The organism is Pseudoalteromonas sp. T1lg10, from assembly GCF_002964545.1.
Lineage (GTDB): Bacteria > Pseudomonadota > Gammaproteobacteria > Enterobacterales > Alteromonadaceae > Pseudoalteromonas.
Map to the genome: position 1 here is coordinate 54,771 of NZ_PQBV01000001.1, position 19,026 is coordinate 73,796.

The 19,026-nt window shown below is 48.2% G+C and carries 15 protein-coding genes and 1 pseudogene; 11 read left to right on the forward strand and 5 right to left on the reverse strand.

The features are described from left to right. Window positions 1-5 precede the first annotated feature (5 nt). Window positions 6-2,378: a TonB-dependent receptor gene (locus C2M17_RS00240; RefSeq protein WP_105198890.1), complete on the reverse strand. Its 2,373-nt coding sequence runs from the start codon at window positions 2,376-2,378 to the stop codon at window positions 6-8. Window positions 2,379-2,528: 150 nt separating this feature from the next. Here C2M17_RS00240 and C2M17_RS00245 point away from each other — a divergent pair, with 150 nt between their 5' ends. Beyond that, window positions 2,529-3,053, forward strand: coding sequence for a YaeQ family protein (locus tag C2M17_RS00245; protein WP_105198891.1), 525 nt, complete (start codon window positions 2,529-2,531; stop codon window positions 3,051-3,053). A 2-nt stretch (window positions 3,054-3,055) separates the two neighbouring features. On the opposite strand, the gene yfaE is transcribed toward C2M17_RS00245, so the two are convergent. From yfaE to ubiG, 4 genes are all read right to left on the reverse strand, one after another. Beyond that, on the reverse strand, window positions 3,056-3,307 hold the full coding sequence (yfaE, locus tag C2M17_RS00250) for a class I ribonucleotide reductase maintenance protein YfaE (RefSeq protein ID WP_158683959.1): 252 nt from the start codon (window positions 3,305-3,307) through the stop codon (window positions 3,056-3,058). Window positions 3,308-3,383: 76 nt separating this feature from the next. Next, window positions 3,384-4,514: a class Ia ribonucleoside-diphosphate reductase subunit beta gene (nrdB, locus tag C2M17_RS00255; RefSeq protein WP_105198893.1), complete on the reverse strand. Its 1,131-nt coding sequence runs from the start codon at window positions 4,512-4,514 to the stop codon at window positions 3,384-3,386. Between the two features lie 71 nt (window positions 4,515-4,585). Next, entirely contained in the window at window positions 4,586-6,868 is a 2,283-nt protein-coding gene (gene nrdA / locus C2M17_RS00260) for a class 1a ribonucleoside-diphosphate reductase subunit alpha (RefSeq protein WP_105198894.1), read from the reverse strand. A 505-nt stretch (window positions 6,869-7,373) separates the two neighbouring features. Beyond that, window positions 7,374-8,084 (reverse strand): bifunctional 2-polyprenyl-6-hydroxyphenol methylase/3-demethylubiquinol 3-O-methyltransferase UbiG, encoded by a 711-nt coding sequence (gene ubiG, locus C2M17_RS00265; RefSeq protein WP_105198895.1) that lies wholly within the window; start codon window positions 8,082-8,084, stop codon window positions 7,374-7,376. A 191-nt stretch (window positions 8,085-8,275) separates the two neighbouring features. Between ubiG and gyrA the strand changes: the two are divergent. From gyrA to C2M17_RS00315, 10 genes and pseudogenes are all read left to right on the forward strand, one after another. Further along, a pseudogene (gene gyrA / locus C2M17_RS00270) lies at window positions 8,276-10,977 on the forward strand (DNA topoisomerase (ATP-hydrolyzing) subunit A). A gap of 112 nt (window positions 10,978-11,089) precedes the next feature. Continuing rightward, window positions 11,090-12,172, forward strand: coding sequence for a 3-phosphoserine/phosphohydroxythreonine transaminase (serC, locus tag C2M17_RS00275; protein ID WP_105198896.1), 1,083 nt, complete (start codon window positions 11,090-11,092; stop codon window positions 12,170-12,172). Further along, window positions 12,172-13,452: a 3-phosphoshikimate 1-carboxyvinyltransferase gene (gene aroA, locus C2M17_RS00280; protein WP_105198897.1), complete on the forward strand. Its 1,281-nt coding sequence runs from the start codon at window positions 12,172-12,174 to the stop codon at window positions 13,450-13,452. The genes serC and aroA overlap by 1 nt, the downstream gene beginning before the upstream one ends. Window positions 13,453-13,619: 167 nt before the next feature. Then, window positions 13,620-14,330 (forward strand): (d)CMP kinase, encoded by a 711-nt coding sequence (cmk, locus tag C2M17_RS00285; RefSeq protein WP_105198898.1) that lies wholly within the window; start codon window positions 13,620-13,622, stop codon window positions 14,328-14,330. A 104-nt stretch (window positions 14,331-14,434) separates the two neighbouring features. Next, window positions 14,435-16,102 (forward strand): 30S ribosomal protein S1, encoded by a 1,668-nt coding sequence (rpsA, locus tag C2M17_RS00290; RefSeq protein ID WP_105198899.1) that lies wholly within the window; start codon window positions 14,435-14,437, stop codon window positions 16,100-16,102. A 61-nt stretch (window positions 16,103-16,163) separates the two neighbouring features. Next, window positions 16,164-16,448, forward strand: a complete 285-nt coding sequence (ihfB, locus tag C2M17_RS00295) for an integration host factor subunit beta (RefSeq protein ID WP_105198900.1) — start codon at window positions 16,164-16,166, stop codon at window positions 16,446-16,448. A gap of 25 nt (window positions 16,449-16,473) precedes the next feature. Further along, on the forward strand, window positions 16,474-16,773 hold the full coding sequence (locus C2M17_RS00300; RefSeq protein WP_105198901.1) for a lipopolysaccharide assembly protein LapA domain-containing protein: 300 nt from the start codon (window positions 16,474-16,476) through the stop codon (window positions 16,771-16,773). A 2-nt stretch (window positions 16,774-16,775) separates the two neighbouring features. After that, window positions 16,776-17,912 carry a lipopolysaccharide assembly protein LapB gene (gene lapB, locus C2M17_RS00305; protein ID WP_105198902.1) on the forward strand — a complete coding sequence of 379 codons (1,137 nt, stop codon included), beginning with the start codon at window positions 16,776-16,778 and terminating at the stop codon, window positions 17,910-17,912. A gap of 11 nt (window positions 17,913-17,923) precedes the next feature. After that, entirely contained in the window at window positions 17,924-18,631 is a 708-nt protein-coding gene (gene pyrF, locus C2M17_RS00310) for an orotidine-5'-phosphate decarboxylase (RefSeq protein ID WP_105198903.1), read from the forward strand. 1 nt (window position 18,632) lies between these two features. Then, window positions 18,633-19,019, forward strand: a complete 387-nt coding sequence (locus C2M17_RS00315) for a hypothetical protein (RefSeq protein WP_105198904.1) — start codon at window positions 18,633-18,635, stop codon at window positions 19,017-19,019. Window positions 19,020-19,026: the final 7 nt, after the last annotated feature.

Here is a 19,026-nt window from a genome sequence, read left to right on the forward strand (position 1 = left end):
TATATTTAGAAATAGGCTCTGACACCTAAACGCAAGTTACGTCCAGGTAAAGGGGCCTGATCCTTGATAAAGGATGTATGAACAAAGCCAAGTTCATCCCCTAGGTTTTGCGCTTGCAGATAGGCAACGCCATCGAATTGACCCAGGCTAAAGTGATAGTTCACCTTAAAATCTACCAGGGTGTAGGAATCAGTCTTGGTTTCGAACGCACTGAAATCATCCTGCTCAAGGTAATGGGTGGCAACCAAAGCAAAATCCCAATCTTTATAGAGATAATTTAACTGGGAGCCGATTTTTGCCGCCGGGATGCGTGGCAGATGCTCGCCATCTTTGAGTTTTGCCCTAACAGAATCGGCGAAGCCTTTGATTTGCCAGCTTGATGACAAGGCGTAGTGTGCATCTAGCTCAAATCCGTAGAGCTCGGCGTCGCCACTGCGATATTGATAAACGGCGAGGGCGTCGTCATCGGCAAGTATGGCATCTGTAAAACCAGCATCATGGTCGAATACCAGTCCGGTATTCTCCTGATAGTAGAAATCGTCCACGTCGTTATAGAAGGCGCTGAAGTTAAAACCAAAATCGCCCACATATTTACGCCAGCTGAAATCGATATTAGTCGCGGTTTCCTGAGCGATGTCTTCGCCTTCAAAATGCGCTTCACCGTCTTCAATATGATAGGCCAGGCCCAGCTCATAGGTGCCGGTAGCAATATGGGTGCCGTTAGCAAGCAACTCGCCGGTTAACGGCGCTCGCTCGGAGCGCGATACACTTAAGGCCAAGGCATAGCCGTCCTGGTAATTCCAAATGCCGCCAAGTGAGAGGCTTAAGTTGGTATCGCTGTACTCATAAGCAGTCGTTGACTCTTCATGACCCGCTTCTTCGTGGTCGTGATGGCCGACTTCATCGCTTATCTCGCTGTCTAGTTGATAGTCTTCGACACGGGCACCTAACTCTAGGGTCCAACGCTCAAATTCCCGCTCTTCCAATAAATACAGGGCATGCACCTTGGTTTTGGTCGACGGGGTGAAAGCTTCTTCGCCGGCTGCGCTATAGTCGGAATCACTGTAATGATAACCTAGGGTGCCATGCCAGTTTCCGAGACGGTGTTTGGCGTTTAAACGGGCCTCGCGGCTGGTATTGCTAAACAGGGTGCCTAGGGTCTCGCCTTCGATTTCACCATGTTCATAGTCGCTGTATCCGGCGCGCAGCGTCAGGGCTTCAACAAAGCTGTCATGGAAAGAGTAGCTTGCGAGCGCCTGCCAGCGATCTTGCTGCATTCGTGCAAATACGCCTTCTTCGCCTTCATGCTCCGCTTCATTATGGCCATCAAGCTCATCCTCATGTCCGTGCTCATCTTCATGGCCATGATCATGGGCGTGAGCGGGAATGCCATAGTCAGTTTCTATGGTGCCGTAGGAAAGACCCAGGGTCCAATGCTCGCTGACATAGCTGCTGCCGATATTTACCGTAGCACTGTCGATAAAGGTGTTGGCAACGCGGTCATGGGGCTCTAGTTCGCCATCTTCTTCAAGGGTAAAGGTGGGTGTTTCATAGTCATGGCCAACGCGATCGCTGCCATCAACATGGAAATTAAAGCCATCATACCCTGAGGTAAATTTGCCCGCATAGGTATTGGTGTTGGAAACCGTATCATGGCTGTATTCGGCGGCTCCTTGATAGCCTTCGATACGATCCGTTGGAATACGGTTATCGACCACATTAACCACGCCGCCAATGGCGCCGGAGCCATAAAGCAGGGTTGCTGGGCCGCGTAATACTTCTATTTGTTCGGCAACGATGGACTCGGTGGCCACCGCATGATCCGGGCCGACGCGTGAGGCATCGCCGCTGTCCAGGCCGTTTTGGGTGATTTTAACGCGCGGGCCGTCTAAGCCACGGATCACTGGGCTTGAAGATACCGGACCGAAATAACTGGCATTAATGCCAGGTAGGCCTTTTAATGTTTCGCCTAAGGTTGGCTGGGCTCTGTCGCGCAATTCATCGCCACTGAGTACGGAAACCGGCGAGACCATGTCGAGGTTGTTTTTATCTAACCCTGATGCGTAGATCACCACGGTTTCAATCGCCGAGGCGCTGAGCATGATATCCAGTTGTTGTGCTTGTGCACTTACTTCCAAGCGCTTATCTATGTAGTTTTCTTTGCTGAAATGCAGCTGGCCAGCCTGATCTAGTTCAAGGGTGAAATAACCTTGCTGATCGCTTCGCACACTATGTTGCTTGCCATGGTAGTGGATCACTACGTCACTTAAGGGTTGTTGTTGCTCATCGACGACGCGGCCAGTAACCGTGCCGGCGAAGGCGTTTGCCGAGCCGAGTAGGGCGGCGACGGCACAGGATATTGCGGCTGGTTTAAACATAAAGAAAATCCGTTAACTAACAATGGTGATACTATAACATTATAAAATCATACAGCACAATAATGTTATAGTATAACTTAAATAAAATTTGCATGAGCGAGAGTACACTATACTTATTGCTATCGAGTAGCCAGCGTAGACATCTTTGCCATGAGCGACAGAGGAAGGGTCTTTAAAGCACATTTTGCTATTGTGGACAATGTCCATCATTGTCAGCTAAACGAACACTTTACTACCTCACGCAGAGATGAAGAGCTGCTTGATCATTTTATTCTACGTCTAATCGGTTTTTGTCTGTTTGCTTATCGCCATGATCTGGTCTTGTGTGAGAGCAAACAAAAGCCGCAAATCGATATTGTTGCCTACGATCTCCATGACGATTATGAACTGGTTATAGAAGTATTTAATGACAATTGCGATGAATTAACCAAGATTTATAATCGCGCCCAGTCTTTGTATGTGATCACCACCATCCCCATTAATGACGAGCTCACTAGTTGGCAGTTAGCCCATAATCGTGCCGAGCTGATCGCCTTGGAACCGGGTTTTGTTAATGCATTGGAAGCTGTGCTAGCGCGCTCTTTGCATTGGGATGTATGTGTGGAGTGGGATCAGTTGAGTATTACCACGGCTGAATGCTATGTAAGCTCGCAGGTTTTGATAAGCTGGCCCTGAGATTAGCCTTCATTGTCACTGGAAATAACCAGATCACCGTCCGGGGTGCTGCAGCACAGCAAAATTTCGCCATCACGGACAAAGGCCAGCGGCTCGTGGTTATAGTTGACATTCCCTTGCACCAAAACAGCCCGACAGGCACCACAAAAGCCCTCGCGGCATTGATAGGCGGGAGTTTCTCCTTGGCGCTCCAAGCTATGCAGGATAGATGGACTATCCGAGTCATGGGTTAGTGCTTTGCCGTTAAAGGTAATATTGGTCTTAGTTGCTTTGCACACGGATTATGTACTGATATGAGGGGGAAAAGGGGCTCACAAGGAGCCCTTCTTATTACAGGTCGAAGTCGCCAAAGTCGTTGGCATCAACCTCTGAGTCGATTTGACCGACCAGGTAAGAGCTAATTTCTGCTTCTTGTGGCGCCACCTGAACGTTGTCCGATACCAACCAGGAGTTGATCCATGGAATAGGGTTACTCTGAGTGGCAAACTGTGCCGGCAGACCTACCGCGCTCATACGCACATTGGTGATGTATTCCACATATTGGCAAAGAATGTCTTTATTCAGACCTATCATGGAGCCGTCTTTAAACAGGTATTCGGCCCATTCTTTTTCCTGCTCAGCGGCATCGACGAACATTTGTATAGCTTGCTCACGGCACTGGGCAGCGATTTCGGCCATTTGTGGGTCGTCCTTGCCTTCTTGCATAATGTTCAAGATATGCTGAGTGCCAGATAGGTGCAGGGCTTCGTCGCGCGCGATCAGCTTGATGATTTTCGCATTACCTTCCATCAGCTCGCGCTCGGCAAAGGCGAAGGAGCAAGCGAATGATACATAAAAGCGAATGGCTTCAAGGATATTCACAGACATCATGGCCAAGTACAGGCGCTTTTTCAGCTCATACAAGGAGACATCAATCTCTTCACCATTAACCATGTGCTGGCCTGGGCCATACAGGTTATAAAGTGAGGTTAGGTGGATCAGGTCGTCGTAATAACGGGTCACTTCCTCGGCGCGATCGGCGATTTTTTCATTGGTCACTATGTCATCGAAAATAACTTCCGGTGACTGAGTCACGTTACGAATAATATGGGTGTACGAGCGGCTGTGAATGGTTTCACTAAAGGCCCAGGTTTCAATCCAGGTTTCCAGTTCGGGCAAGGAAACAATAGGCAGCAGAGCCACGTTTGGTGAGCGGCCTTGGACGCTGTCGAGCAGGGTCTGGTACTTAAGGTTGCTTAAGAAGATATGACGCTCATGCTCAGGCAGAGACTGAAAATCAACGCGGTCTTTACTGACGTCTACTTCCTCTGGACGCCAGAAGAAGGACAGTTGCTTTTCGATCAACTTTTCAAAAATTGGGTACTTTTGCTGGTCATAGCGCGATACGTTCACCGTTTGTCCGAAAAACATCGGTTCTTTTAATTGGTCGTTACGATTACGGCTAAAAGTGGAGTATGACATGGTCGTGGGATCTCAAAATCAGGGTCGAACAACAAAGCAAAGCGGCTCAGAAGCCGCTTGCTTAATTATTATTATATCTTACAAGCGCCGCCTTCACAGCCGTCATCGGCCTGAGGCTTAAACTCGTCTTGGGCGTCCGAAGCACCATCACGGGTGTTGTGATAGTACAAGGTCTTCACACCCAGTTTATAGGCAGTCAACAGATCTTTAAGCAAGAGCTTCATAGGCACCTTGCCGCCATCGAACTTATTCGGATCATAATTGGTGTTGGCCGAAATAGTTTGGTCAACGAACTTTTGCATTATGCCCACTAGCTGCAGGTAGCCATCGTTCGATGGAATATCCCACAGTAATTCATATTGATCTTTAAGACGCTCATACTCAGGTACAACCTGCTTAAGGATACCGTCTTTAGACGCCTTAACGCTGATATGACCGCGCGGTGGCTCAATACCGTTAGTGGCATTTGAGATTTGCGACGAGGTTTCAGAAGGCATTAGAGCCGACAGCGTTGAGTTACGCATGCCATGAGCTTTAATGCTTTCACGCAGACCGTCCCAATCCAGGTGCAGTGGCTCATTACAGACGCTATCAAGATCCTTTTTATAGGTATCGATAGGCATGATGCCTTGCGAATAAGTGGTTTCGTTAAACTTAGGACACGCGCCTTTTTCTTTGGCCAGCTCGTTTGATGCTTTCATCAGATAGTACTGAATCGCTTCAAAGGTTTTATGCGTCAGGCCATTGGCGCTGCCATCCGAATAACGCTTACCATTTTTCGCCAGATAGTAGGCGAAGTTAATCACGCCCACACCCAAGGTACGACGACCCATGGTAGCATTGTAGGCAGCTGGTACCGGGTATTCTTGATAATCCAACAGGTTATCAAGGGCACGTACGGCCAGCTCGGCTAACTCTTCAAGCTCGTCCAGTGACTCTATGGCGCCGAGGTTAAAGGCCGACAGAGTACACAGAGCGATTTCACCGGTTTCGTCGTTCACATCGTTCAGTGGCTTGGTTGGTAAAGCGATTTCCAGACACAGGTTAGACTGGCGTATCGGTGCAACCTTGGCATCAAACGGGCTGTGAGTATTACAGTGGTCAACGTTCTGCAGGTAGATACGGCCTGTGCTGGCACGCTCTTGTAAAAACATCGAGAAGAGTTCAATGGCCTTGATACGCTTCTTACGAATAGACTCATCTTGCTCGTATTTTACGTAAAGCTCTTCAAACAGCTCCTGATCTTCAAAGAAGGCATCGTAAAGACCCGGTACATCCGATGGGCTGAACAGGGTGATAAAGCCGTCTTTGATCAAACGGGTATACATCAATTTGTTGAACTGCACACCGTAGTCAAGGTGACGTACACGGTTATCGTCAACACCACGGTTGTTCTTAAGTACCAGTAGGTTTTCAACCTCTAGGTGCCAAAGCGGGTAGAACAGAGTCGCGGCACCGCCACGTACGCCGCCTTGCGAACAGCTTTTAACCGCCGTTTGGAAGTGCTTATAAAAAGGTACGCAGCCTGTGTGGTAGGCTTCGCCGTTGCGAATTGGGCTACCTAAGGCGCGAATACGACCAGCGTTGATACCGATACCAGCGCGCTGAGATACGTATTTTACAATCGCCGATGAAGTGGCGTTAATTGAATCCAGGCTGTCGGCACATTCGATCAGTACGCATGAGCTGAACTGACGCGTTGGTGTACGCACGCCCGACATAATAGGCGTAGGCAATGAGATCTTAAACAAAGACACCGCATCATAGAAACGCTTCACATAATCAAGGCGCGTCTCTTTGGGGTAATCTGAGAACAGGCTGGCAGCAACCAAGATATACAGGAACTGGGCGCTTTCATAAATATCGCCGGTGACGCGGTTTTGTACCAGGTACTTACCTTCCAGCTGTTTAACGGCAGCATAGCTGAAGTTTAAATCGCGGCTATGGTCGATAAACTGATCCATCTGCTCGAATTCCGACTGAGTGTAGTCGGTCATTAAATGCTGATCGTAACGCTTGTCTTCAACGAGCTTAACAACATGATCATACAGCTTAGGTGGCTCAAAACGACCATAGGCTTTTTTACGCAGGTGGAAAATAGCCAGACGCGCCGCCAAATACTGGTAGTCAGGCGTATCTTTAGAGATCAAGTCCGCCGCCGATTTGATAATCGTTTCGTGAATATCTTCGGTGCGAATGCCGTCATAGAATTGAATATGGGACTTAAGTTCTACCTGAGATACAGATACATTATTGAGCCCTTCAGCGGCCCAAGTAATGACACGATGAATTTTATCTAAATCCAACGCTTCCTTACGTCCATCGCGTTTGCTAACAGATAACTGTTGAGTCATAGTTATTGCCCGTAATTATAATTAGTTGTATTAGCGCACAGCTGTTAAAAGTATCTTTTTCAGCTATTGCAGGCGATGTATTTACTACGTTTTAGCATACCTTCGCTTTGCGCCATCGCCCACGGCCACCAAGCATTTAGAGCTGTATAAGATTCAAACACTAGATATGGTGTTTTCATCATTGTGATTCACAAGATAGTGGGGTCTGCGTGTATTTGCAAGAGGTGCAAACTGTGACAATCTGTGGATAAGTCGCCACGGTTAGTGACCGTTAACCTTCAAACATTTTTAACTCTGTCGGTCAGCGAAAAGCAACGTCAAAAAACACAAATTTAATGATTTTTTCCAAGTCTAACCGACTGGGTTTTTTATCATCAAGTCGACCATCTTTTCATCACGCTAATTCTTACCAGCGCACTATATCTGGTGTTTAAAAAATAACAAACCACCAGATATAGTGTATCCGCAGTTTTAAAAAACGCCAGGCGGATTCGCTACACTTGCGTTACGCCAGCTTTTCAAAGTGCAAAATGTAGTTAACGTCTAGGTCCTGGCCTAAGGTGTATTGTTTAGTCAGTGGGTTGTAGCTTAGCCCGGCACTGTGGCGAACTTTGAGCCCGGCCTGTTCAGCCCATTGGATAAGCTGCGATGGGCGAATGAACTTTTTATGGTCGTGGGTACCCTCGGGCACAAGTTTAAGTAATTTCTCGGCGCCAACAATGGCAAACAGATAGGCCTTGGCGGTTTTATTTAAGGTTGAGAAATAAACCTGGGCACCGGGTTTGGCAAGGGCGGCAGCGCTAGCTATCACGGATTGCGGATCCGGCACATGCTCAAGCATTTCCATACAGGTCACAATATCGAAACGCTCTGGATGCTCCGCCGCATATTGCTCAGCGGTAATTTGTTGGTAATCGACTTTAACACCAGACTCTAAACTATGGAGCTTGGCTACATTCAGTGGCTCACGACCCATATCTATGCCGGTGACCTTGGCCCCGAGTTTGGCCATGCTCTCGGCGAGGATGCCACCGCCACAGCCTATATCCAGAGTTTCTTTGTCGGCTAGGCCGTTGGCATGTTGGGCGATAAAGTCCAGGCGCAGGGGGTTTATTTCGTGTAAGGGTTTAAATTCGCCATCGAGATCCCACCAGCGCTGTGCTATGGCTTCAAATTTTGCAATTTCATCCGTATCTACATTTTGATGTTCGGTCATAAAAAACTTCCTCGTTCGTCTGAGGCCATTATACGGGGGGATTTTGTGAAATCGCAAAGATTTAGCGCCTGTAAAAATAAAAATTATGTGATAGCATGGGCTGAGATAATAACGACAATGGGGCAGGTGATAAGCCGAGTTAAACTCGTGCCGATTACACCCTGTCGCAAATAAGAAGGAAAGTGATATCAATGACTGATCTCGCCAATGAAGTCCTTCCGGTTAATATTGAAGATGAGTTAAAGAATTCCTACCTGGATTACGCCATGAGTGTAATCGTAGGACGTGCGCTTCCCGACGTTCGTGACGGCCTAAAGCCGGTACACCGTCGTGTTTTGTTCGCCATGAATGAACTCCGCAATGACTGGAACAAACCGTATAAAAAGTCTGCCCGTGTAGTGGGCGACGTCATCGGTAAATACCACCCGCACGGCGACAGTGCCGTATATGACACCATAGTACGTATGGCGCAGCCGTTTTCACTGCGTTATATGTTGGTCGATGGCCAAGGTAACTTTGGTTCCGTGGATGGTGACTCGGCGGCGGCGATGCGTTACACCGAAGTACGCATGGCAAAACTTTCCCAAGAGTTATTAGCCGACTTAGAAAAAGAAACCGTTGATTACGTGCCTAACTATGACGGCACCGAGCAGATCCCCGATGTATTACCGACCAAGGTACCTAACCTGCTGGTTAATGGTTCATCGGGTATCGCCGTAGGTATGGCGACCAATATCCCGCCGCACAACCTAACCGAAGTGATCAACGGCTGTTTAGCGCTTATCAAAGAGCCGCAAACCACCATTGACGAGCTGATGGAATATATTCCAGGCCCGGACTTCCCAACAGCGGCCATTATCAATGGTAAAAAAGGCATAGAGCAGGCCTATAAAACAGGTCGTGGCAAGGTTTATATTCGCGCTCGCGCGGAAGTAGAAGTGGACGAAAAAACGAGTCGCGAGACCATTATCGTTCATGAAATTCCGTATCAGGTGAATAAAGCCCGCCTTATCGAAAAAATCGCCGAGCTTGTTAAAGACAAAAAGATCGAAGGTATCAGTGCGCTGCGCGATGAGTCTGATAAAGACGGTATGCGTATCGTTATTGAGATCAAACGCGGCGAAGTGGGCGAGGTGGTACTGAATAATCTGTACGCCCAAACCCAGATGCAAACTGTGTTCGGTATCAACATGGTCGCCCTGGACGGTAACCAGCCGAAGTGCTTTAACATCAAGGAAATGCTTGAAGCATTTATCCTGCACCGTCGTGAAGTTGTTACCCGTCGTACCGTATTCGATTTACGCAAGGCCCGTGAGCGCGCTCATACCCTTGAAGGTTTGGCGATAGCGCTTGCTAATATCGATCCTATTATCGAACTTATTCGTAAGTCACCGACACCAGCAGAAGCAAAACAAGCCCTTGTAGCCCGTCCATGGGAGCTGGGTAATGTTAAAGCCATGCTGGAAAAAGCCGGTGATAACGCCGCTCGTCCAGACTGGCTGGCGGATGATTTAGGTATTCGCGATGGTCAGTACTATTTATCTGAGCAGCAGGCGCAGGCTATCCTTGAGCTACGCCTACATAAGCTAACCGGTCTTGAGCACGAGAAGATCCTTGATGAATATCAAGAGCTACTTGAGCTAATCGCTGAACTATTACATATCCTTGGTTCGCCGGAGCGCTTGATGGAAGTGATCCGCGATGAATTGGTTACCATCAAGGAAACCTATGGCGATGAGCGCCGCACCGAAATCAGTGCCGCGGCCCACGATATCAGCCTGGAAGATTTGATCACCGAAGAAAACGTAGTAGTCACCCTGTCACATGAAGGCTATGTGAAGTATCAGCCGCTGAGCGACTACGAGGCACAGCGCCGTGGTGGTAAGGGTAAATCAGCAACCAAGATGAAGGATGAAGACTTTATCGAGCGTCTGCTGGTCGCCAACACCCACGACACCATCTTGTGCTTCTCGACCGCAGGTCGTCTGTATTGGTTGAAGGTGTACCAGTTGCCATTGGCCAGCCGCGCTGCCCGTGGTAAGCCAATTATTAACTTGTTGCCGCTTGAAGCTGACGAGCGCATTACCGCTATCTTGCCAGTGCGTGAGTACGAAGAAGATAAGTATGTCTTTATGGCGACTGCTTTTGGTACCGTCAAGAAAACGCCACTAACCGCTTATAGTCGTCAGCGCGCCAGCGGTATTATTGCCGTTAACCTCAACGAAGGCGATAGCCTGATCGGTGTGGACATCACAGATGGCAGCAACGAGATCATGCTCTTTACCGATGCTGGTAAGGTTGTACGCTTTAAAGAAGCGGAAGAGTCGGCCGTGGTTGACGAAAACGGAAACCCAGTACTTGACGAAGAAGGTAATCCGGAAATCAAGTTCAAGGGTGTACGTCCTATGGGTCGTACCGCCACCGGTGTACGCGGCATTAAGATGGCCGATGACCAGCGCGTGGTGTCCTTAATCGTACCTAAGTCAGATGGTGCTATCTTAACCGTGACCGAAAATGGTTATGGTAAGCGTACCGCCCTTGAAGATTACCCATCTAAGAGTCGTGCGACTCAAGGTGTGGTCTCTATCAAGGTGAGTGAGCGTAATGGCGCCGTAGTCGGTGCCGTTCAGGTCGATGACAACGACGAGATCATGATTATTTCTATCGTGGCACCCTGGTTCGTACTCGCGTGAATGAAGTGTCTACCGTGGGTCGAAATACTCAAGGTGTTATTTTGATTCGTACAGTTGACGGCGAGCAGGTGGTTGGTTTACAACGTATCGAAGAAATCGATGAAGATGAACTGGCCATACTGGAACACGATGAAGAAGCCGTGGTCCAGGGGGAGGCTCCCGCCGATGAGGCTGAGCAGAGCCCTGAGCAAGACTCATAATCTATAAAGCGGCTTCGGCCGCTTTTTTTAGCCCTGTATAAAATATTTTCAAGTTACATCGCCTGCACAATGGGTATTGTGTGGGTACGCGAAGTGGAATGAGGAAGAAGTAATGAGCGTTTATAATTTTTGTGCCGGCCCTGCCATGTTACCTCCAGCCGTTATGGAAAAAGCACAGCAAGAGTTTTTAGACTGGCAAGGACTAGGTGTATCGGTTATGGAAGTAAGTCACCGCGCCGAACCCTTTTTGACCATGGCCCAACAGTGTGAGGCACGTCTGCGTCGGCTAATGAACATCAGCGATGAATTTGCCGTACTCTTTATGCACGGTGGTGGTCGCGGTCAATTTGCCGCTGTGCCTATGAACCTGCACCTTGATGATGCCCCAGCCGTGTATATCAACACAGGTATCTGGTCTGATGGCGCCGCTAAGGAAGCGAAAAAATACACAGATGTTGTGGAAATCAATGTTCGCGATGATAAAGACGGACAATTCGGTGTGCTTCCTGTGTCTCAGTGGCCTTTACCTGAAAAAGCCAGTTATATCCATTACTGCCCGAATGAAACCATAGATGGCGTTGAGTTATTCGATGTACCATCTCACCCAACGGCGCCGATTGTTGCCGATATGTCCTCTATGATCTTATCGCGCGATATTGATGTAAATCAGTTCGATGTGATTTACGCAGGGGCACAGAAAAACATCGGCCCATCGGGTCTGGCCATAGTTATTGTACGTAAGACTTTGCTTGAGCGAGAAGGCGTGCCGCGCCCGGGTATTCTTGATTACGCCATCGAGGCCGAGCAGGGCAGCATGTACAACACACCACCTACCTTTGCCTGGTATCTGGCCGATGTGGTCTTTAAATGGCTTGAGGAACAGGGCGGTGTGCCAGCTATGCAGCGCCATAACAAGAATAAGGCGGCGATTTTATACGACTACATTGATGCATCGGATTTCTACAGCAACAAGGTTGCTAAAGATTGCCGCTCATTGATGAATGTGCCATTTTGGTTAAACGACGAGAGCCTGAACGAGCGCTTCCTGGCCTTGTCACAACAGGCTGGCTTATTAGCGCTTGAGGGCCACCGTTTTGTCGGCGGTATGCGCGCCAGTATTTACAATGCCATGCCGGTGGCGGGTATCGAGGCCCTGGTAACCTTTATGGAGCAGTTCGCCCAGGAGCACAGTTAATGGAATCATTGCGCTTAGAGCCCATTAATAAGGTGCAAGGCGAAGTGGTGTTACCCGGCTCGAAAAGCTTATCTAATCGTATTCTTTTGTTGGCGGCCTTGTCTCAAGGCACGACTAGGGTGACCAACCTGCTCGATAGCGACGATATTCGTCATATGCTAGGGGCACTTGCGCTAATGGGTGTTGAGGTTGAGCTCAACGAGGACAAGACTCAGGCCTTGGTTCATGGCCAAGGTGGCAAGCTGACTACGCCACAAGAGCCCTTGTTTTTGGGTAATGCTGGCACCGCTTACAGGCCGCTTACGGCGGTACTTGCTGCCACACCAGGCGAGTTTGAGTTAAGCGGCGAGCCGCGTATGGAAGAGCGCCCAATCGGCCACCTGGTTGATGCATTGCGTGCTTTAGGGGCTGATATCGACTACCTGAAAACGCAGGATTATCCGCCTTTGGCCATCAAAGGAAAAACCCTGGCCGGTGGCGAAGTCACTATAGACGGCAGTATTTCCAGTCAGTTCTTAACCGCGCTGTTAATGGCGGCACCGCTGTTTAGTGGCGACACTAATATCAGCATTAAGGGTGAGCTGGTCTCCAAGCCTTATATAGATATTACCCTGGGGGTGATGCGTAAATTCGGTGTCGAGGTAAGCAACAATAACTACCAGAGTTTCCATGTGAAAGGGGGGCAGCAATATGTCTCTCCCGGTGAAATCATGGTAGAGGGCGATGCGTCATCGGCGTCGTACTTTATTGCTGCGGCCGCTATTAATGGTGGCGAGATCACCATTCACGGTGTCGGTAAGGCGTCGGTTCAAGGTGACATAGGCTTTGCCAAGGTAATGGAGCAGGTGGGTGCCGATATTGATTGGTACGACAATAAGCTGGTGGTACGTAAAGGACAGCTCAATGGCGTTGATATCGATGCCAATGCCATTCCCGATGCAGCCATGACACTCGCCACGGTAGCGCTGTTTGCCAAGGGCAAAACCGCCATTCGCAATATTTACAATTGGCGGGTGAAAGAAACCGATCGTTTGTATGCCATGGCCACAGAGTTGAAAAAGCTCGGCGCCGAGGTGGTGGAAGGGCATGATTATATCGAGATCACACCGCCACAGCACTTAGCGGATGTGGCCATTGACACCTATAACGACCACCGTATTGCCATGTGTTTTTCCATGGTGGCGGTCGGTGGTTGGCCGGTGACCATTAACGACCCTGGTTGTACCGCCAAGACCTTTCCTACCTATTTTGATACCTTAGCCAGCGTCAGCTGCAGCTAATCTCCATGCCCGCTTACGGCTTATGGCAAGCGGGCATCTTTATCTAACCATTTGTTGATCCGTTACAAAACAATCTTAAAAATCTGGCGTATTAACGCGAATTTACAAAATAGTTCGCGTATAATGCGGCGATTTTAAAATGTTTGCTGTGCATGCAGGAGGTTTAAATGCAGGCATCTATGCCGGTGATCACCATTGACGGGCCCAGTGGCTCGGGCAAAGGTACAGTGTGTCGTTTACTCGCGCAAAAGTTGGGCTGGGACGTGCTCGACAGTGGCGCAATTTATCGTGTTTTGGCGCTTGCGGCGCTACACCATCAGATAGCACTCGACAATGAAGAAGCCTTAGTCCCGCTTGCAGCAAATTTAGATGTGCAATTTAGCTTTGATGCTCAAAGCGAAAGCAGCAAGATTATTCTCGAAGGCGAGGAAGTGACCCATGGTATTCGTAATGAAGAAGTGGGCGCGGCCGCTTCAAAAGTTGCGGCTCTGCCTCGTGTTCGTGAAGCACTATTGCGCCGCCAACGCGCCTTTCGCGGCGATGCCGGGCTGATTGCCGATGGCCGCGATATGGGCACTGTGGTGTTTCCCGAGGCCAATGTAAAAATATTCCTGACCGCCAGCGCTGAAGAGCGCGCCGAGCGACGCTTTAAAGAGTTGAAGGCTAAGGGGCTGGATGTTACACTAAGTGGTCTACTTATCGACATTAAAGCTCGTGACGAGCGTGATATGAATCGCGCCGTGGCGCCGCTTATTCCCGCGGAAGACGCGGTAAGCTTAGATACCACTGAGCTCAATGCCGAGCAAGTATTTGCCAAAGTCATGTCGATTATCGACCAGGCCGTTGTTGACGGCAAGTTGGCGAAGCTAAGTAAATAAGCAGTAATTATACCTACGCATGAGCAGGACGCACGTGCTTAATTAATAACCCCGCTGAGCAGTGACGCGACGTGGAGAATTTAACTTATAGAGACGTATTAAGTATGTCAGAAAATTTTGCGCAGTTATTTGAAGAAAGCCTACAGGGTTTTGAAGCTCAACAGGGCTCAATCGTAAAAGGTACCGTAATCTCTATCGAGAACAACATTGTTCTTGTAGACGCTGGCCTTAAGTCAGAAAGTGCTATCCCTGCAGAGCAGTTCAAAAATACTGCTGGTGAACTAGAAGTTGCTGTTGGTGACGAAGTAGATGTTGCTCTAGATGCAATCGAAGACGGTTTCGGTGAAACTATCCTTTCTCGTGAGAAAGCGAAGCGCCACGAAGCGTGGATCCGCCTTGAGAAAGCATGTGAAGAAAACGAAACTGTTACTGGTGTTATCAACGGTAAGGTTAAAGGTGGTTTCACTGTTGAAGTTGATTCTATCCGTGCCTTCCTACCTGGTTCACTTGTTGACGTTCGTCCAGTACGTGACACAACTCACCTTGAAGGTAAAGAGCTTGAGTTCAAAGTAATCAAGCTTGACCAGAAGCGTAACAACGTTGTTGTTTCTCGCCGTGCAGTTATCGAATCTGAAAACTCACAAGAGCGTGAAGAACTTCTTCAGAACCTTGTTGAAGGTCAAGAAGTTAAAGGTATCGTTAAGAACCTTACAGACTACGGTGCGTTCGTTGACCTAGGTGGTGTTGACGGTCTACTACACATCACTGACATGGCGTGGAAGCGTGTTAAGCACCCTTCAGAAATCGTAAATGTTGGCGACGAAATCAACGTTAAAGTTCTTAAGTTTGACAAAGAGAAGACACGTGTTTCTCTAGGCCTTAAGCAGCTTGGCGAAGATCCATGGCAAGAAATTGCTAACCGTTACCCAGAAGGCGCTAAGCTATCTGGTCGTGTAACTAACCTAACTGACTACGGTTGTTTCGTTGAAATCGAAGAAGGCGTAGAAGGTCTAGTACACGTTTCTGAGATGGATTGGACTAACAAAAACATCCACCCATCTAAAGTTGTTTCACTAGGTGACAACGTAGACGTAATGGTTCTAGAAATCGACGAAGAGCGTCGTCGTATTTCTCTAGGTCTTAAGCAATGTAAAGCTAACCCTTGGCAAGAATTTGCTCGTCTACAAAACAAAGGCGACCAAGTTACTGGTAAGATCAAGTCAATCACTGACTTCGGTATCTTCATCGGCCTTGACGGTGGCATCGACGGTCTTGTACACCTTTCAGACATCTCTTGGAACACTCCAGGCGAAGAAGCTGTACGTGAGTACAAGAAAGGCGACGAAATCACTGCTATCGTACTTCAGGTTGACCCAGAGCGTGAGCGTATCTCTCTAGGCGTTAAGCAAATCGAAGCTGATCCTTTCAATAACTACCTGGACGCAAACAAAAAAGGTGCTATTGTTAAAGGTAAAGTAACTGCTGTTGACGCTAAAGGTGCAACTGTAGAGCTTATCGAAGGCGTTGAAGGTTACATCCGTGTAGCTGACATTGCACAAGAGCGTGTTGAAGATGCAACTGCCGTTGTTTCTGAAGGCGACGAAATCGAAGCTAAGTTTGTTGGCGTAGATCGTAAGAACCGCGCTATCAGCCTTTCAGTTAAAGCGATTTACGAAGCTGAAGAAAAAGAAGCATTAGAGAAGTTGAAGGCAGACGAGCCTCAGTTCGAAAATGCTATGGCTGCTGCATTCAAAAATGCACAGAAAGACTAATATTTAGTCTTGTCTTAGGAAGGGCGCAAGCCCTTCCTTTGTAAGCCCCTAAGGAAACATTATGACCAAGTCAGAACTAATAGAACAACTTGCACAAAGTCACGCTCATATCCAAGCCCGCGATGTTGAGAATGCCGTTAAAGAAATTCTAGAACAGATGGCCGGTTCATTGTCTGAAGCCGAGCGCATCGAAATCCGTGGCTTTGGTAGTTTCTCTCTACATTTCCGTGCACCGCGAACAGGTCGTAACCCTAAGACTGGGGAAACCGTTGAGCTAGACGGTAAGTACGTGCCGCACTTTAAACCGGGCAAGGAATTACGCGACCGCGTTAACGCCAGTATTTAATCATCACGGATGGAGTAACCGCTGAGTGAAGGTTGTAAAGTTCATTCTGTTTGTACTGTGTATTTTTATTGCCTTTGTACTAGGTTCGCAAAATCCACAGCTAGTCCAGGTCAATTACCTTATTGCCAGCGCCACCATGCCATTAGCCGCGCTAATGAGCGTCTGTTTTATTGTCGGATTAGTCTTAGGCTGCTTTGTTAGCTTCCGCTTATTTTCAAAGTTAAAGTGGCAAAACTATCGCTTGCAAAAACGCAACGAGCAACTTTCCCGTAGTGCCCAAGAGCAAAGTCAAAGTACCGCTCTGGCATCTGTAAAAGATAACTAGTTATGCTGGAGCTGTTGTTTTTACTCTTGCCCGTAGCCGCCGGTTACGGCTGGATCATGGGTAAAAACAGTGCTAAAAATCAAGCTCATCAGCACAGTCGTAAAATCACCGCAGAATACAGCAAAGGCCTGAAGTTTCTTCTCGATAGGGAAGACGATCAGGGTCTTGAGCACCTAATTCAACTTCTTGAAGTATCCGCCGACTCGGTGGAGCATTATTTGACTTTGGCGACCTTGTTTCGTCGCCGTGGTGAGCTGGATCGTGCCATTAAAATCCACGAATTGTTGCTTGAACACCCTAATCTTAACGAGGACCAGCTGACGACCTGTCGCCTGGAGTTGGCGCAGGACTATATCCTTGCCGGCTTATTGGACAGTGCCGAAGAGCACCTGCTTATTCTTATTAAGCAAAAACGACCTCAGGCGCTTGAACCGCTAATTTCCTTGTATTCGCAGACCCGTGAATGGCACAAAGGCATTGCCTTGCATCAGCGTTATGCTCATCTATTTACCCAGCGTCAGCAAAAAATTGCCATAGCTAATTTTTATTGTGAAGCCGGTGCTGCGGATCATGCACCTGAGCTAATGTCGCAGGCCTTGGGCGTGGGTGAGCCGAGCGTACGTCCTCTGTATGAACTTGGGCAATTGGCCTATGAGCGCGAAGATTATGTGCAGGCCATTCATTATTGGCGTGATTTAATTTGCCAGTTTACCTTTAGCTCCCCCTTAGTGCTTGAGCGCTTAAGCAAGAGCTACCACCATTTGCAGCTAGAGCATCAGTTTGAACACTTGTTGGCCGAGCTGGTCGATAAAGGCGGTATTGGTCTTAAAATTCACTATTGCCAGCACTTGCTTGATGCCGGGCAGCGCAAACAAGCGGTTGAGTTCATCACCAAGAGTTTAAAGAAACAACCTAATATTCGCGGCTTTCGTTTTTTGCTACAATTACTTGCAGGGCAAAACGCGCAGCTTGATGAAGCGCTAAACCCAATAGATAAACTTATTCAATCATACATAGATACCAAAGCAGATTTTCAGTGTCAGCATTGCGGCTTTCAAAGTCACAGTCATTATTGGTTGTGTCCGTCTTGTCGTCATTGGGAATCTATGCAACCAAGCCGTGGGCTTGATGGTTTTTAAACAGGAAAAACATGAACGCTGTTGACTCTAAAAAAGTTCTTATCGCTTTAGATTACGATGATAAAGCCAAGGCATTGGCATTTGTACAACAATTATCTCCGGATAGCTGCCGCCTTAAAGTTGGCAAGGAAATGTTTACTCATTTCGGTCCGGAATTTGTAAAGCAATTGGTAGAGTTGGGCTTCGATGTATTCCTGGATTTAAAGTTTCACGATATTCCTAATACGGTTGCTAAAGCGGTAAAAGCCGCTGCCGAACTGGGTGTATGGATGGTTAACGTGCACGCCAGCGGTGGTGTGGAAATGATGCAAAAGGCGAAGGAAATATTAGTACCTTTTGGCGATAAAGCACCCTTGTTAATTGCCGTGACCGTGCTTACCAGCATGGATGAAATGCAATTAAAACAATTAGGTATTGAAAAGACCCCGCAAGAGCAAGTATTGTATTTAGCAGAGTTAGCCAAGCAGGCAGGCCTTGATGGTGTGGTGTGCTCGGCGCAAGAAGCGCAAGCGCTTAAGCAACACTTAGGTGCTGACTTTAAACTGGTAACGCCGGGGATCCGACCAGCAGGCAGTGATGCGGGCGACCAAAAGCGCATTATGACGCCAAAGCAGGCGATTGAAAGCGGCAGCGACTACCTGGTAATAGGGCGTCCAATTACCCAGGCTGAAGACCCGGTTGCCGTATTGAAAGCCATCAATGAGAGTCTAGGAGACTAAGGTGAAATATTTAGTGTTTATCGCTGCCCTGGCGGCGGCTGGGTATTATTACCTTGAACACACAAGGTCTCAAAGTAATGCCTCAGCGCTGAATCTAGTTCTCTCCGAGGCTAGAAAGGGTGAGGTTGACCTTTTTGCCTTGAAAGACGCGTTGACAAAACATGTGTACGCTATTTGCGACAGCAACTCCAGCAGGTTGCTTGAAAGCGAGCGCTCGGTGAGTGATTGTGAGCAGCTTCATGACATCAAGCATGCCGAGTGTAATGAACGTGTTTTTCGCCTGGCACCACTAACCATAACGGATAGAGATGAGGTGGTTGATTACGCTAAGCGCTATGTACGCTGCTCCCTGCCTTATGAAGATTTAAGCTATCAGCCGATTAAATAAAAAAAAC

Coding starts and splice junctions, on each gene's coding strand:
- nrdA (WP_105198894.1), bottom strand. CDS start 6,868: ATGACTCAACAGTTATCTGTTAGCAAACGCGATGGACGTAAGGAAGCG.
- pyrF (WP_105198903.1), top strand. CDS start 17,924: ATGAACGCTGTTGACTCTAAAAAAGTTCTTATCGCTTTAGATTACGAT.
- ubiG (WP_105198895.1), bottom strand. CDS start 8,084: ATGACCGAACATCAAAATGTAGATACGGATGAAATTGCAAAATTTGAA.
- ihfB (WP_105198900.1), top strand. CDS start 16,164: ATGACCAAGTCAGAACTAATAGAACAACTTGCACAAAGTCACGCTCAT.
- lapB (WP_105198902.1), top strand. CDS start 16,776: ATGCTGGAGCTGTTGTTTTTACTCTTGCCCGTAGCCGCCGGTTACGGC.
- cmk (WP_105198898.1), top strand. CDS start 13,620: ATGCAGGCATCTATGCCGGTGATCACCATTGACGGGCCCAGTGGCTCG.
- C2M17_RS00240 (WP_105198890.1), bottom strand. CDS start 2,378: ATGTTTAAACCAGCCGCAATATCCTGTGCCGTCGCCGCCCTACTCGGC.
- aroA (WP_105198897.1), top strand. CDS start 12,172: ATGGAATCATTGCGCTTAGAGCCCATTAATAAGGTGCAAGGCGAAGTG.
- C2M17_RS00245 (WP_105198891.1), top strand. CDS start 2,529: ATGAGCGACAGAGGAAGGGTCTTTAAAGCACATTTTGCTATTGTGGAC.
- rpsA (WP_105198899.1), top strand. CDS start 14,435: ATGTCAGAAAATTTTGCGCAGTTATTTGAAGAAAGCCTACAGGGTTTT.
- serC (WP_105198896.1), top strand. CDS start 11,090: ATGAGCGTTTATAATTTTTGTGCCGGCCCTGCCATGTTACCTCCAGCC.
- nrdB (WP_105198893.1), bottom strand. CDS start 4,514: ATGTCATACTCCACTTTTAGCCGTAATCGTAACGACCAATTAAAAGAA.